Source organism: Amycolatopsis sp. NPDC039088 (assembly GCF_055598845.1).
Genome location: NZ_JBVKAE010000014.1, coordinates 109,397 through 123,573, shown reverse-complemented (window position 1 = coordinate 123,573; position 14,177 = coordinate 109,397). Strand labels below are relative to the sequence as shown.

Sequence of the window (14,177 nt, the reverse complement as noted above, 5' to 3'; positions counted from 1 at the left end):
TTGTCCACAACCGAGCCCGGCTGTGGACAACCCCGTCTGACCAGCCCGTTTCCCCTTCCCAGCCGATAGACTGAGCTCGGGGCCGCCCCCTGGGACGGGTGGGGGGCTGGGTAGGTGAGTCAAGAGCGCGAGATGCGGGTCATTTCGTCGCGTTCCACGACCTTGACGCGATCGCGGCCGTGCGGGGCGCCGAGGGACTTTTCGTGGGCGTCGAGTTTGCCCCAGCCTTCCCAGGTGGTGAAGGGGATGCCGCGCTCGGTCAGGAAACCGAGGATCGCGTCGGGATCGTCCACCGCCGGAGCGGCCAGATCGTCGGCGTCGGCCAGCAGGCTCGCGATCGTCTCGGCCGCGTCACCCTTGGTGTGCCCGATGAGGCCGACCGGGCCGCGCTTGATCCAGCCGGTCACGTAGACGCCCGGCACCTGGTCCTCGTCGATGTCCAGCACGCGGCCGGCCTGGTTCGGCACGGTCCCGGTGTTGTGGTCGAACGGGATCTCCGGCAGATGCGACGACAGGTAACCCACCGCGCGGTAGACGGCCTGGACGTCCCAGTCGTGGAACTCGCCGGTGCCGCGCACGTTCCCGTCACCGGTCAGTTCGGTGCGCTCGGTCCGCAGGCCGACGACGCGGCCGTCCTCGCCGAGAACCTCCGAGGGCGAGTGCAGGAAGTGCAGGTGCAGCCGCTTCGGCCGGTCGCCCTGGTCGCGGATCGCCCATTCCTGTAGCGTCTTCACGACCATGTCGACCTGCTTCGACGCCCGAAGCGTCGCGACGCTGCCGTCGTCGAACTCGATGTCCTCCGGGTAGACGATGACCTCGACGTTCGGCGAGTGGTCCAGCTCGCGAAGCTCAAGCGGCGTGAACTTCGCCTGAGCCGGACCACGGCGCCCGAACACGTGCACATCGGTGACCGGGCTGGCCTTCAAACCCTGGTAGACGTTGTCCGGGATGTCGGTGGTGAGCAACTCGTCCGCGGTCTTCGCGAGGATCCGCGCCACGTCGAGCGCCACGTTCCCGACACCGAGCACCGCGACCGAGGTCGCGTTCAGCGGCCAGGTCCGCGGCACGTCGGGGTGCCCGTCGTACCAGGACACGAAGTCCGCGGCGCCGTAGCCGCCGTCGAGGTCGATGCCGGGGATGTCGAGCGCGCGGTCGGCCATGGCGCCGGTCGAGAAGATGACCGCGTCGTAGAACTGGCGCAGGTCGTCGAGCTTCAGGTCGGTCCCGTAGTCGACGTTGCCCAGCAACCGGATGTTCGGCTTGTCGAGCACCTTGTGCAGAGCGGTGACGATGCCCTTGATCCGAGGGTGGTCGGGCGCGACGCCGTACCGGATCAGCCCGAACGGCGCCGGCATGCGCTCGAACAGGTCGATCGTCACGTCGGCGTCGGACTTGTCGAGGATGTCGGCGGCGTAGATGCCGGCCGGACCGGCACCCACGATGGCTACACGAAGAGAACGGCTCACTCCTACCACGGTAAGTTAGGCAGCCCTAACAATCATTGTGATCTGGCGTACGGTCCACCTGGTGGGAGCCGCTAAGCTGGCGACATGCGCGTCCTCGTGGTCGACAACTACGACAGCTTTGTCTACAACCTGGTCCAGTACCTGGCCCAGCTCGGCGCCGACTGCACCGTCTGGCGTAACGACGTGGTGGAAGTCGACAAGCTCGGCGAGTTCGACGCGGTCCTCGTCTCTCCCGGCCCCGGAACCCCGGAACGTGCTGGTCAGAGCATGGACGTCATCCGCAAATGCGCCGACGAGCGAATCCCGATGCTCGGCGTCTGCCTCGGTCACCAGGCACTGGGCGTCGTCTTCGGCGCCACCGTCGATCGCGCACCCGAACTGCTGCACGGAAAGACCAGTCAAGTCCACCATTCGGGCGGCGGTGTCCTCGCCGGACTCCCCGAGGAGTTCACCGCCACGCGGTACCACTCGCTGACCGTTTTGCCGGAAACCATCGATGGCGCCGTGTTCGAGATCACAGGTAGCACCGACACCGGCATCGTGATGGGCATGCGCCACCGCGAACTGCCGCTCGAGGGCGTCCAGTTCCACCCCGAATCCGTGCTCACGCAGGGCGGGCACCGCATGCTGGCGAACTGGATGGCTTCGGCCGGGCACCCCGTCGCCGACGCCACGGTGAACGAACTCGAACAGGCGACCCGTGCGCTGCAGAAGGCCGCTGCTGCGTGACCTCGCTGATCCGGCTCGAAGGAGTCGGTAAGCGCTACGGCCGCGGCGAACCCGTACTCGTCGACGTCGACCTCGACGTCCCGACGGGTCGCGTGATCGGCATCCTCGGCTCGAACGGCTCGGGGAAGTCGACGTTGCTCAGGATTCTCGCGGCGCTTTCCCGTGAGACCTCGGGAAACGTCGTCGGCAGCCCGCGCGTCGGCTACCTGCCGGACCGCTTTCCGGCCTGGCAGCGGATGAGTGCCAAGGCCTATCTGCGGCATATGGCGCGCATCGATGGCTTTGTCGACTTGTCGGCCATCGATCCGTTGCTGGAGCGGTTGGCGCTGGTAGGCGGTCCGGACGCGCCGCTGCGGACGCTTTCGAAGGGCAACGCCCAGAAAGTGGGTCTCGCACAGGCCGTCTTGGCCGAGCCCGATCTGCTGATCCTCGATGAACCTTGGTCCGGTCTCGACGTCGAAGCGCATACCGTGCTCGGCGAGCTCGTCGCCGAAACCAAGGAGCGCGGCGCGAGCGTGGTCTTCACCGACCACCGGGCGGCCGTCGTGCACGCCCACGCCGACGAGGTCCACCGGATGGACGCCGGGCACCTGACCCGCGTCGAGACAGCGGCGAAGGCCGAAACGGCGACCAGGGTCGTCTTGCGCGGACCCAGCGGTGACTGGTCTTCGGAACCAGGTGTCAGCCAGGTCGTCGCCGACGGCGAACAAATCGTCCTGACGGTCGAAGCCGGACACGCGGACGCAGTCCTGCTCCGCGCGCTCAACCGGGGCTTCTCGGTCCGGGAGGTGGCGCCGTGCTCGCCATGACCCGCTACTACCTCGCGCTGCTCGGCCATTCTCAGCGCTACCTCCCCGCGGTCCTCGTCTACCTCGCGGTCAACACCGTCCTCTACACCGACCCGAAGTCGCCGTTGCTGCCGCAGTACGGGATCAGCGCGGGCTCGCTCCTGGTGGTCTCGTGCTGGCTGACCATCGCGATGCTCGACATCGAAGACCCGGTCCAGCGGCTGGTGACCTTCAGCCACGCCCGCCGCTGGCGGTCGGTCCTCGGTGGTGCCTCATTGGCCGTCTTCGGCTGCGCTCTCGTGCTGATCATCGTTACGCTGACGTGGTCGATGATCCGATCAGGCGCTTTCCAGCCCGGCACCCTCGCCCTCGGAGCAGGCGTGCACGCGTTGTGCGCGCTGTTCGGGATCGCGATCGGCCTGCCCTGCTCGCGGCTGCTGGTCCCACGCATCGGCTGGTCCGTACTGGCGGCGGTCTTCGCTCTCGCGGCTGTGCTCCTGGTCAAGTGGCTGCCGCTGGCGAACCCGCTGCTGCGCGCCCTGACCGCACAGCAACCACTGGCCGGCCCGTTCACGGTCGCCGTGGTGGCAGCGTTCGCCGCGTCGCTCGTGAGCATGACGGCCGTCGGATACCTGCTCCGCCGCAACGCCTGATGCCCTGGCCGGCCTGCTCGACACCAAGGAAAACGTACTCTCGACTGCCTGGCGTGATGCGCTAGTCCGTGGTCGCACTACCAGGCAGCGCGATCACCTTGACCAGCGGTGCGAGGTCAGTGAGGTCGTCTCCGTTGCGGGTGACCAAGGGAATTCGATGGATTGCCGCGACCGCTGCGATGAGAAGGTCCGTTCGCCGACCTCGTGGCTGCCTGCCGCTGTCGAGCACCATGGCGTACAGCTGGCCGTACATTCGAGCGGACTCCGGCGTGAACGGGAGACAGACCATTCGCGCTTCCACCCGTTGAAGGCGTACCAGCCGGGAAGCCCGATCACGAGGGCGAGCCGCGCCGTGCACGCCGGCGGCCAACTCCGCCAAAGTGAACGAACTGATGGCGGCCTGAGTATCGAGAGGGAGTTCCTCGGGGCCGGGAAGGGCGATGACCGCCGACGTGTCGAGCAGAACCGCTTCGGTCACCGCTCCGGCTCTCCCGCGCCGCGGTCCGGGTCAGGATCTGCCGCGCGATCGACATCCGCGAAAAATTGCTCGGGATCTTCGGGTGGAAGATCACCCAGTAGATCGATCAACTCTCCGAACGGGACGAAGGTCGGTTTCTGACTGTGCGGCACGATGTCCGCGACAGGTGTGCCGTTGCGCGTGAGAACGAAGCTGTCCCCTTCTTCGACGGCACGCATGATGTTCGGCGTGTCGTTGCGCAGCTCGCGTTGAGTGATCTGCCGGACCATGAACCCCAGTGTAGCGCTTCGTAGCGACCTGTCTCCATGACACGAAAAGGGCCCCGCACGAAACCGTGCGGGGCCCTTTCACTTCGGTCGATCACGGAGTCGGGATGATCCCCCCGCGTGAACTCGACGGCGGCGACGTCTCATCGCCTTCGACGACGAACAGCGTGATCGGCGCGTTCTTCGCGATCTTCGAACCGGCCTGCGGGTTGGTCCGGCTGACCTTGCCCGCGTCGTCCTTGTCGCCGTTCTTGTCGGCCTGACTGTCGAGCTTGCCGGTCCATCCGAGCTGCTGCAGCTGCCGGATGGCCTGGTCTTCGGTCATGCCCTTCAGGTTCGGCATGTCGAAGGTCTCCTGGCTGCCGTCCGACACGGACAGCTTGACCACACTGCCGACAGCGAGCTTCCCGCCGTTCGGGGTCTGGTCGAGCACCGTGCCCTTGGGCTGGTCGGAGCTCGTGGTGGAGACCGAAGGGGTGAATCCGGCGGTCTTCAACCCGGCTTCGGCCTCGGCCTGCGTCTTGCCCTTGTAGTTCGGGACCGTCCTCAGTTCCTTGGACTTGCCGATCGTGAGGTCGACCTTGGAACCCTGGTCGACCTCGGACTGCGCGGTCGGGTTCTGCGACAGGACCTTGCCGGCCTGGTTCGGGTCGTCGGTCTCGTCCTCGGTGATCGCACCGACCTTCAGACCGGCGCCGGTCAGCGCGGTCTCGGCTTCGGACTGGGACTTCCCCTTGAGGTCCGGCGTCTTGACCTTGGAAGGCTTCGCGCCGACGGTCAGCGTGATCTTCTCCGTGGTCAGCGTGACCTGACCTTCGTTCGGAGCGATCGCGATGACCTTGTCGATGTCGTTCTCGTCGCAAGCCGGCAGACCATTCACGGCCTCGCCGGTGCAGGGGACCTTCTTGGTGGGTTCGAACGCGTTGAATCCCGCGTTGCGCAGCGAGTCCTTCGCGGTGGCTTCGGACTGGCCGAGCACCTTCGGGATCGTCTTGCTTTCCGCGCCGGTGCTGTTGAACGCGTTGGACAGCCACATGATCAGCAGCACCACGGCCGCCAGCGACACGACGAGACCGGCGATCAGCCAGGCACGGCGTTTCTTCTTCGCCGCCGGGTCCTCGTCCTCTTCTTCGAACTGGTCGTAGCGCTGCGGCACCCGGCGGTCGGAGTCCATGACCTGGGTGCGCTCGTCCTCCGACATCACCATCGGCGCGGACGGCCGCTGGCCGGACAGCGTGCGGACCAGGTCCGAACGCATCTCCGCCGACGACTGGTAGCGGTTCGCCGGACCCTTCGCGAGCGCCTTGAGCACGACGGCGTCGAGCTCGGGCGCCACCGCCGGGTTCACCGACGACGGCGGGTTCGGGTCCTCCCGGACGTGCTGGTACGCCACCGCGACCGGGGAGTCGCCGGTGAAGGGCGGCTCGCCGGTGATCAGTTCGTACAGCACACAGCCCGCGGCGTAGACGTCGGAACGCGCGTCGACGGACTCACCGCGGGCCTGCTCCGGCGAAAGGTACTGCGCCGTGCCGATCACCGCGGCGGTCTGCGTCATCGCGGACTGCCCGTCGTGCATGGCGCGCGCGATGCCGAAGTCCATCACCTTGACGGCGCCGTTCTTCGTGATCATCACGTTCGCCGGTTTGACGTCGCGGTGCACGATGCCGTGGCGGTGCGAGAAGTCCAGCGCCGCGCAGACGTCGGCCATGACCTCCATCGCCCGTTTCTGCGACATCGGACCTTCGGTCTTGACGATGTCGCGCAGAGTCCGTCCTTCGACGTACTCCATGACGATGTAGGGCAGCGGGCCGAACTCGGTGTTCGTCTCGCCGGTGTCGTAGACGGCGACGATCGCCGGGTGGTTCAGTGCCGCCGCGTTCTGTGCCTCGCGACGGAAACGCTCTTGGAACTGGGGATCCCGCGCCAGGTCGGCACGCAGGATCTTGATCGCCACCTCCCGGCCCAGGCGCACGTCGTGGCCATGGTGGACCTCGGACATGCCTCCGTAGCCGAGCGTCTCGCCCAGCTCGTAGCGGTTGCTGAGCAGTCTTGGTGTGCTCATCTCTGCGTGCCGTTCCATTCCGTCCAAGGTGTGCTCATCATGCCTGGATTCGCCTGCCCGGCCGATTCCGGCACCGCGGGATACGCGGATGTCGGCGGTGGGCCTTCAGGCGTCTTACCCGGTGCCGGTGCATGTTCACTCGTTTCCACGCCGCCCGACTGTTGTCCGTTGCCCGAACCGACCAGTCTCACGATGAGGAAGGCCCCTGCCACCAGTACTGCGATCAGGATCACCGCGAGCAGCACCCACCAGCCCCATTGTGGCCGTTTGCCGGGCAGCCGCCGGACCGCCATCGGGGGCGGGCCGGTGACCGGGTGCATCGCCGGATGCGACGCCGGGCCGACCGCCACCATCGGGTTCGGCGGTGAGACCGGACCGGGCGGCCCATGCTGCGGCAGCACGGGCGGCTGGCCCGCGGCGTAGGCGACGTTGACCAGCCCCGACGGCGTCGGCAGCGGCAGGCCCGCGCGGACGGCGGCCACCGCGGCCGCGAATTCGCCGCCGCTGTTGTACCGCTGTCTCGGATCCTTGATCAGGGTCGCTTCGATGACCGCGCGGGCGCCCGGCGGTACGTCCGGCGGGAGCGGCGGCGGGATGTCGCGGATGTGCATCATCGCGACGGTCACCGCGTTCTCCGAAAGGAACGGCCGGTGACCGGTGAGACATTCGTAGCCGCACACGGCCAGCGAGTAGACGTCGCTCGCCGGTTCGGCGTTGTGCCCGAGCGCCTGCTCGGGCGCGATGTAGTGGGCGGTGCCCATGACCATGCCGGACCTGGTCACCGGTGCGGCGTCGGCGGCCTTCGCGACACCGAAGTCGGTGATCTTCACCTGACCGGCAGGCGTGACCATGATGTTGCCCGGTTTCACGTCGCGGTGCACAAGACCGGTTTCGTGCGCGGCCTGCAGTGCGTTACCGGCCTGCTCGAGGATGTCCAGGGTGCGCTCGGCGTTCAGCCGTCCCTCGCGGGTGATGATCGCGGCCAGCGGATCGCCCTCGACCAGCTCCATCACCAGATACGCGATCGACAGCTCGTCGGCGACCGTCTCGCCGTAGTCGTGCACCGCGGCGATGCCGGGGTGGTTCAGCGACGCCGTCATCCGCGCCTCTGTCCGGAACCGGTGCAGGAACTCCGCGTCCCCGGACAGCTCCGCCTTGAGGATCTTGACCGCGACCGTCCGGTCCAGTCGCGTGTCACTCGCCTGCCAGACCTCGCCCATCCCGCCGACGGCGATCCGGTTCGTCAGCTTGTACCGGTCGGCCAGCAGCTGACCCGAGGACAGCATGCGCTATCCACCCCCGAGCATCGCGTTGACGGCGGCGCGGCCGATCTCCGCGGCCACGGTGCCACCGGTCGCTTCGAGCCCGCGGTTACCACCGGACTCGACGATCACCGAGACGGCGATCTTCGGGTCCATCGCCGGCGCGAACCCGGTGTACCAGGCGTGCGGCGGCGTGGCCTTCGGGTCGTTGCCGTGCTCGGCGGTGCCGGTCTTGGAGGCGATCTGGATGTCGGCGCGTTTGCCGGCACCCTTCGTGTTCTCCTCCGACGCCAGCATCATGTCGCGCAGGATCGCGGCGTTCGCGCTGGACAGCGCGGCGTCGCCGGTCAGTTCGGTCGGGGTGAAGTCTTCGATGGTCGACAGGTTCGGCGCGAGCAGCGCCTGCACGAGCTGCGGCTTCATCGCCATGCCGTTGTTCGCGATGGTCGCCGAGAGCAGGCAGTCCTGCAGCGGCGTCAGACGCACGTCGCGCTGCCCGATGGCGCTCTGGAACAGCGCCGCCTTCGACTCGAGCGGCCCGAGGCTGGAGGAAGCGACCCGCATCGGCACGGTCAGATCCTCGCCGACGCCGAAGTTCTTCGCCGTCGCGTTCAGCTTGTCCTTGCCGAGTTCGCCCGCGAGTTCGGCGAACGGCACGTTGCAGGAGTACCGCAGCGCTTCCTTCAAGGTGCTGCCCTTGCAGGGGGCGCCACCGTAGTTCTCCAGCGTCGTCTGCGTGCCGGGCAGTTTGACGTTGGGCGCGGTGTTGACCGGCATGTCCGGTGTCTTGCCGTCTTCGAGCGCGGCCGCCGTCACCATCAGCTTGGCCGTCGAACCCGGCGGATAGGTCTCCGAGATCGCGCGGTTCAGCATCGGCTTCTTCGGATCGTCACGCCACTCGCCCCACGCCGCGATCTGCTCCTTGCCGACGTGCGAGGCGAGCTTGTTCGGGTCGTACGACGGCGTCGAAACCATGGCCAGGATGCGCCCGGTCTTGGGCTCCATCGCGACCACCGAACCGGTGTAGCCCTTCTGCGTCATCAGGTCGTACGCGGCCTTCTGCACGGCCGGGTTGATCGTCAGCCGCACGTTGCCGCCACGCGGGTCGCGGCCGGTGACCATGTCCGACAGACGCCGGACGAACAGCCGCGGGTCGGAGCCGTTGAGGACGTCGTCCTCGGAGCGCTCCAGGCCGCCGGAGCCGTAGTTGATCGAGTAGTAGCCGGTGACCGGCGCGTACATCGGCCCGTCGACGTAGGTCCGGATGAACTTGTACTTGTCGTTCGACGGGTCGACCTTCGCGAGGGCGGCGCCGTCGGGGGTGACGATGAGCCCGCGCTGGCGGGAGAACTCGTCGTAGAGCACGCGCAGGTTGCGCGAGTCCGTGCGGTAGTCGTCGGCCTTCACCACCTGGATGTAGGTGGCGTTGGCGAGCAGGAGCACCACCATGACGAGCATGGCGACGCCGACCTTGCGGAGCGGGGTGTTCACGAGGCGCTCCCCTCACCGGTCGCGGGCGGCCGCTGGACCATCACCGTGTGCGCTTCCGCGATCGGCGCCTGTGGCTGTTGCGGCTTCGGCCGCGCGGCGGGTTTGCGGGCGGCGTCGGAGATTCGGAGCAGAAGGGCCACCAGGATGTAGTTCGCGAGCAGTGAAGAACCACCGCGGGAGAGGAACGGGGCGGTGATCCCGGTGTTCGGGATCAGGTTCGTGACGCCGCCGACGACGACGAAGATCTGCATGACGATGGTGAACGCCAGGCCGCCGCCGAGGAGTTTGCCGAAGGTGTCGCGGACGGCCAGCGCGCTGCGCATCCCGCGCATCGCCAGGATGAGGTACAGCATCAGCATCGCGGCGAGACCGATGAACCCGAGTTCCTCGCCGATCGCGGTGGTGATGAAGTCCGTTTTGGCTTCCGGGACCATGTCCGGCCGTCCGGAGCCGAGACCCGTACCGCCGACGCCGCCGGTCCCGAGACCGAACAGGCCCTGCGCGACCTGGTAGCCGCCGCCGGGGTCGTCGTAGGTGGCGAGCGGGTCGATCCAGTTCCGGACGCGCTGCTGGACGTGCGTGAACAGGTTGTAGGCGATGATCGCGCCGATGGCGAAGAAGCCGACGCCCAGCACCACCCAGATGGCCCGCTCGGTCGCGACGTACAGCATCACCAGCGTGACGCCGAAGAACAGCAACGACGTTCCGAGGTCCTTCTCGAACACCAGCACGCCGAGGCAGGCGGCGGCCGCGATGAGGATCGGGCCGAGGTCACGGGCACGCGGCAGCTCGACGCCGACGATCTTCTTGCCCGCGACCATGAACAGGTCCCGTTTCGTCACCAGGAACGAAGCGAAGAAGATCATCAGCAGGATCTTCGCGAACTCACCCGGCTGGATCGAGAAGAACGGCAGCTTGATCCAGACCTTCGCGCCGTTGACCTCGGAAAGGGACGACGGCAGCACCGCGGGCAGCGCGAGCGCCACGATGCCGACCAGACCGCAGGTGTAGCCGTAGCGGGTCAGCGTGCGGTGGTCGCTGATGACGACCAGGACCACCACGAACAGCACCAGCGAGATCGCCGTGAACAGCACCTGCTTGGTGACGTCCGGCGTGTACTCCTTGCCCTGCTGGATCGCCCGTTCCGCGAGCGCCAGGTCGATCCGGTGGATCATCACGAGGCCGAGCCCGTTCAGGAGCGCGACGCACGGCAGGATCACCGGGTCGGCGTACGGCGCCCAGCGGCGGACCGCCAGATGCGCCGCCGTCAGCACCCCGAGATAGGACAGCCCCAGCCAGATGATCGAGCTGGTGAGTTCCTGCTCCTGGTTCGCCTCCACCAGCACGAGCGCGATGGTCACGATGAACGTCGCGAACGCCAGGAGAACGAGTTCGGTCCCGCGCCGCTTGGGCAGCTCGCGCGGAGGGTTCGTGGCGAACTGGGCCGAAGCCGGGTCGGCGAGCGGCGTGCTCATCAGTTACCGCCCCCTGGTGCTGCCGTGGCCGGCGTCGAGCAGTCCCTCCCCGCTGGCTGATTCGCCGAGCTCGGCGAGGCGGGGGTAGAAGGGGGAGCCGCCGACGACGACACCGGTGGTGCCGGCGAAGACTCGGTAGGCGGCGCGGAAGTCGAGCTCGTGTTCGGTTTGCAGTCGGCCAGCTGCTTGTGCGGCCGCAGGAAGTCGTCGATGTACTTGCGGGCGTCGTCGAGGTTGTCCTTCTTGACGCCGTTCTTCACCGCGATACGCGCGTCCTCCTGCAGCGCCGGCACCAGCAGTTTGTCGGTGCACAGGCCGCCAGGAGGACACGAGCCCTGCTCGTAGGCGTGCAGGTCGATGCCGAGGATGCTGCCGGGGACGCCGCGGTAGATCACGACCTCCTCGCCGGGACCCTCGCCGACGTAGTACTGGCTCAGCACGAAATACCGCGTGGCGATCGCCGCCGCGGCCAACACGATCAGGACGACCACCGCTCCCGCCAGCCAGCGAAATCGCCTCCGGCGCTTGACCTTCGGGTCCTCCTGTGGTGGCTGGACCTCGGGCCGCGGTTGCGGCGCGGGCTGCGTCAGTGCCCTGGCGCGGGCGGCGGGGGAGTCGCCCTGGTGGAACTCGTCGCTGCCGTCCCCGGCGGCGCCGCCCACGATGGGGGCGTCTTCACCGAAGTCGACATCGACCACGTCGGCGATGATGACCGTGACGTTGTCCGTGCCGCCGCCCTTGAGCGCCAGCTCGATCATCCGGTCCGCGCAGGCCTGGGGATCCGGGATCTGGACCGCCTCGGCGAGGGTCTCGTCGCTGACCATGCCGGACAGACCGTCCGAGCAGATCAGGTAGCGATCACCGGCGCGGGCTTCGCGCACAGTCAGGCTCGGCTCGACCTCGTGACCGGTGAGCGCCTTCAGCAGCAGCGACCGCTGCGGGTGCACCGCGGCCTCTTCCGGCGTGATCCGGCCCTGTTCGAGAAGTTCGTTGACGAAGCTGTCGTCGCGGGTGATCTGCGAGAACTGCCCACCGCGCATCAGATACGCCCGCGAGTCGCCGACGTGCACGACACCCATCCGCGAACCGGCGAACAACACGGCGGTCAGGGTGGTGCCCATCCCGTCGAGGTCCGGGTCCTGCTGGACGAGTTCGGCGATGGCGGCGTTGCCGTTCTGGACGGCTTCGCGCAGCTGGGCGAGGAGATCGTCACTGGGATCGTCGTCGTCGAGCGGGGCGAGGGAGGCGATGACGACCTTGCTGGCCACTTCACCGGCGGCGTGGCCGCCCATACCGTCGGCGAGAGCGAGCAGGCGGGGTCCGGCGTACACGGAGTCCTGGTTGCTGGAACGCACCAGGCCCCGGTCGCTGCGAGCCGCGTAGCGGAGGACGAGAGTCATGGGCGAAGCTCGATCACCGTTTTGCCGATCCGGATGGGGACTCCGAGCGGGACCCGGAGGGGTGCCGTGACCTTAGCCCGGTCGAGGTACGTGCCGTTCGTCGAGCCCAGATCTTCCACGTACCAATCCTCCCCGCGCAGGGCGATCCGGGCGTGCCGGGTCGACGCGTAGTCGTCGTCCAGCACCAGGGTCGAGTCGTCGGCGCGGCCGATCAGGATCGGCCTGCCGTCCAAGGCGATCCTGGTGCCCGCCAGCGCACCATGGGTCACGAGCAGCTGCTGTGGCGACTTTCCGCCGCGCGGCTTCTTGTTTTCCTTCTTCTTGCGACCGAACGTCGGAACGGCGACCCGCAGCCCGGAAGCCGCGTACAGATCCGACCGGACGACGCGCAACGCGGCGAACACGAAGAGCCAGAGCAGCACGAGAAAGCCCACTCTGGTGAGTTGAACGACCAGCTCTGGCACTTGTTGTGTCCGCTCCCGCTTCTCCTGTACGCCGCGGAGAGACCGGGCCGTCCGGGATGGTCGGCTCCGCACAGCCTTGCTCTCCGCATCCGACCTGAAGTGCCGATCCACCGCAGGTCCCGCACCGCAATTCTGCGGTACCCCCTCCAGACGCCGCCGGTCAGCCCTGCGTACGGAACACGAGAGAGGAGTGGCCGACGCGGATCACGTCGCCGTCGGCGAGCTGCCAGGTCTGCACCGGAGTGCCGTTGACGGTCGTGCCGTTCGTCGAACCGATGTCCGCGAGCGTCGCGCTCTGCCCGTCCCAGGTGATCTCCAGATGACGACGGGAGACCCCGGTGTCCGGCAGCCGGAAGTCGGCGTCCTGGCCACGCCCCACGACGTTCCCGCCCTGCTTCAGCGAGTACGAGCGGTTCGAGCCGTCGTCCAGCTGAAGGCTCGCGGCGAGCTGACGGGCCGCCGCCGGCTGGCCGCCATAACCGCCACCCTGCGCGTACGGGTCCGCGGCGGGCTGGCCGTACGCCTGCTGGGCGCCGCCGTACTGGTCGTACCCGCCTTGCTGCGGCTGGCCGTACTGGTCATAGCCAGGCTGCTGAGCCCCACCGGCGTAACCCTGGTCATAGCCGGGCTGTTGCTGCTGGCCGCCGTACTGGTCGTACCCGGGCTGCTGAGCGCCGCCGTAACCCTGGTCGTACCCAGGCTGCTGCGGCTGGCCGTACTGGTCGTAACCAGGCTGCTGAGCGCCGCCATAGCCCTGGTCATAGCCAGGCTGCTGTTGCTGCTGGCCGCCGTACTGGTCGTAGCCGGGCTGCTGGGCGCCGCCGTAACCCTGGTCGTAGCCGCCCTGCTGAGCGCCATAACCCTGGTCGTACCCGGGCTGCTGCTGGCCAGCCTGCTGTCCGTAGCCGTACTGGCCCTGCTGGCCGTACGGGTCACCCTGGTCGTATTGGCCGTAGCCGGGGGGCTGGCTCATTGCTGGGTCTCCTGCGTTGCTGGGTCGTGCCGACCGTGACGAACCTTCGGCGCCGTGGGGCTTGACGTCGGGATCGACGGACGAACGGGTCTTGAACTGTCCAGTATGCAGCGCCTCATTGCGCTCGAGCGAAACTACGACGTCACCATAGGTGTCCCAACCGTGCTCGGCGAGATGTTCCTTGACCGCCCCCGCCAACACCGACGTGACCCGAAGCTCGTCTCCGGCCATGCGCTCGTGATCAGCCTGCCCCAACGACACGACATAGTGATTCGGGGCGAGCTGTCGACCACCGGCCAGCTCACGAACGTTCTCCTCGCTCTCGCGCTCAAGCGCCACCGCCACTTCCTGCGTGACGACGTTGCCACCGAACATGCGCGCGAAGGTATTGCCCACGAGGTTCTCGAGCCGCCTATCAAAGCGCTCAACGCGGCCCACCGGGCAACCTCCTCACACGTGTGCTTCCCCGTCGATCCTATCCGGGTACGGCCAGTCGGACACGGCCCCCGGTGAAACCCGTGAAATCAGCCTGCTACGCTTTGCGAGCTGTCAGAGAACGAAGCACTCGGGCGAGTGGCGGAATGGCAGACGCGCACGGTTCAGGTCCGTGTGTCCGAAAGGACGTGAGGGTTCAACTCCCTCCTCGCCCACTCGTGGTCAGAGGCCCGGC

13 protein-coding genes and 1 tRNA gene are annotated in these 14,177 nt (G+C 67.7%); 4 read left to right on the top strand and 10 right to left on the bottom strand.

Annotated elements, in window-relative coordinates; genetic code table 11:
• Nucleotides 1-119: 119 nt before the first annotated feature.
• The gene (locus tag ACZ7KI_RS19780; RefSeq protein ID WP_470274639.1) at nt 120-1,439 is read right to left on the bottom strand and encodes an FAD-dependent oxidoreductase; all 1,320 of its coding nucleotides are present in this window, start codon (nt 1,437-1,439) and stop codon (nt 120-122) included.
• 111 nt (nt 1,440-1,550) lie between these two features.
• On the opposite strand from ACZ7KI_RS19780, the gene ACZ7KI_RS19775 reads away from it, so the two are divergent.
• From ACZ7KI_RS19775 to ACZ7KI_RS19765, 3 genes are read left to right on the top strand one after another with little or no spacing between them, the layout of a single operon-like run.
• A complete protein-coding gene (locus ACZ7KI_RS19775; RefSeq protein WP_470274565.1) occupies nt 1,551-2,195 on the top strand; it encodes an aminodeoxychorismate/anthranilate synthase component II in 645 nt (214 codons plus the stop codon).
• Nucleotides 2,192-3,004 carry an ATP-binding cassette domain-containing protein gene (locus ACZ7KI_RS19770; RefSeq protein WP_470274564.1) on the top strand — a complete coding sequence of 271 codons (813 nt, stop codon included), beginning with the start codon at nt 2,192-2,194 and terminating at the stop codon, nt 3,002-3,004. Before ACZ7KI_RS19775 ends, ACZ7KI_RS19770 begins: the two co-directional genes overlap by 4 nt.
• A complete protein-coding gene (locus tag ACZ7KI_RS19765; protein WP_470274563.1) occupies nt 2,992-3,636 on the top strand; it encodes a hypothetical protein in 645 nt (214 codons plus the stop codon). Before ACZ7KI_RS19770 ends, ACZ7KI_RS19765 begins: the two co-directional genes overlap by 13 nt.
• 61 nt (nt 3,637-3,697) lie before the next feature.
• Here ACZ7KI_RS19765 and ACZ7KI_RS19760 read toward each other — a convergent pair whose 3' ends face one another.
• From ACZ7KI_RS19760 to ACZ7KI_RS19720, 9 genes are all read right to left on the bottom strand, one after another.
• Entirely contained in the window at nt 3,698-4,114 is a 417-nt protein-coding gene (locus ACZ7KI_RS19760) for a PIN domain-containing protein (RefSeq protein ID WP_470274562.1), read from the bottom strand.
• A complete protein-coding gene (locus ACZ7KI_RS19755; RefSeq protein ID WP_470274561.1) occupies nt 4,111-4,383 on the bottom strand; it encodes a type II toxin-antitoxin system Phd/YefM family antitoxin in 273 nt (90 codons plus the stop codon). The genes ACZ7KI_RS19760 and ACZ7KI_RS19755 overlap by 4 nt, the downstream gene beginning before the upstream one ends.
• Before the next feature lie 91 nt (nt 4,384-4,474).
• On the bottom strand, nt 4,475-6,442 hold the full coding sequence (pknB, locus tag ACZ7KI_RS19750; protein WP_470274638.1) for a Stk1 family PASTA domain-containing Ser/Thr kinase: 1,968 nt from the start codon (nt 6,440-6,442) through the stop codon (nt 4,475-4,477).
• Nucleotides 6,439-7,728: a protein kinase domain-containing protein gene (locus tag ACZ7KI_RS19745; protein WP_470274560.1), complete on the bottom strand. Its 1,290-nt coding sequence runs from the start codon at nt 7,726-7,728 to the stop codon at nt 6,439-6,441. Before ACZ7KI_RS19745 ends, pknB begins: the two co-directional genes overlap by 4 nt.
• A 3-nt stretch (nt 7,729-7,731) precedes the next feature.
• Complete coding sequence (locus ACZ7KI_RS19740; protein WP_470274559.1) at nt 7,732-9,195, bottom strand: peptidoglycan D,D-transpeptidase FtsI family protein; 1,464 nt, start codon at nt 9,193-9,195, stop codon at nt 7,732-7,734.
• Nucleotides 9,192-10,670 (bottom strand): FtsW/RodA/SpoVE family cell cycle protein, encoded by a 1,479-nt coding sequence (locus tag ACZ7KI_RS19735; protein WP_470274558.1) that lies wholly within the window; start codon nt 10,668-10,670, stop codon nt 9,192-9,194. Before ACZ7KI_RS19735 ends, ACZ7KI_RS19740 begins: the two co-directional genes overlap by 4 nt.
• A complete protein-coding gene (locus tag ACZ7KI_RS19730) occupies nt 10,670-12,070 on the bottom strand; it encodes a PP2C family protein-serine/threonine phosphatase (RefSeq protein ID WP_470274557.1) in 1,401 nt (466 codons plus the stop codon). Before ACZ7KI_RS19730 ends, ACZ7KI_RS19735 begins: the two co-directional genes overlap by 1 nt.
• Nucleotides 12,067-12,534: an FHA domain-containing protein FhaB/FipA gene (locus tag ACZ7KI_RS19725; RefSeq protein WP_007030429.1), complete on the bottom strand. Its 468-nt coding sequence runs from the start codon at nt 12,532-12,534 to the stop codon at nt 12,067-12,069. Before ACZ7KI_RS19725 ends, ACZ7KI_RS19730 begins: the two co-directional genes overlap by 4 nt.
• 160 nt (nt 12,535-12,694) lie before the next feature.
• Nucleotides 12,695-13,945 carry a DUF3662 and FHA domain-containing protein gene (locus ACZ7KI_RS19720; protein ID WP_470274556.1) on the bottom strand — a complete coding sequence of 417 codons (1,251 nt, stop codon included), beginning with the start codon at nt 13,943-13,945 and terminating at the stop codon, nt 12,695-12,697.
• A 129-nt stretch (nt 13,946-14,074) separates the two neighbouring features.
• Between ACZ7KI_RS19720 and ACZ7KI_RS19715 the strand changes: the two genes are divergently transcribed.
• A tRNA-Leu gene (locus tag ACZ7KI_RS19715) sits at nt 14,075-14,157 on the top strand.
• The last annotated feature ends 20 nt before the right edge of the window (nt 14,158-14,177 follow it).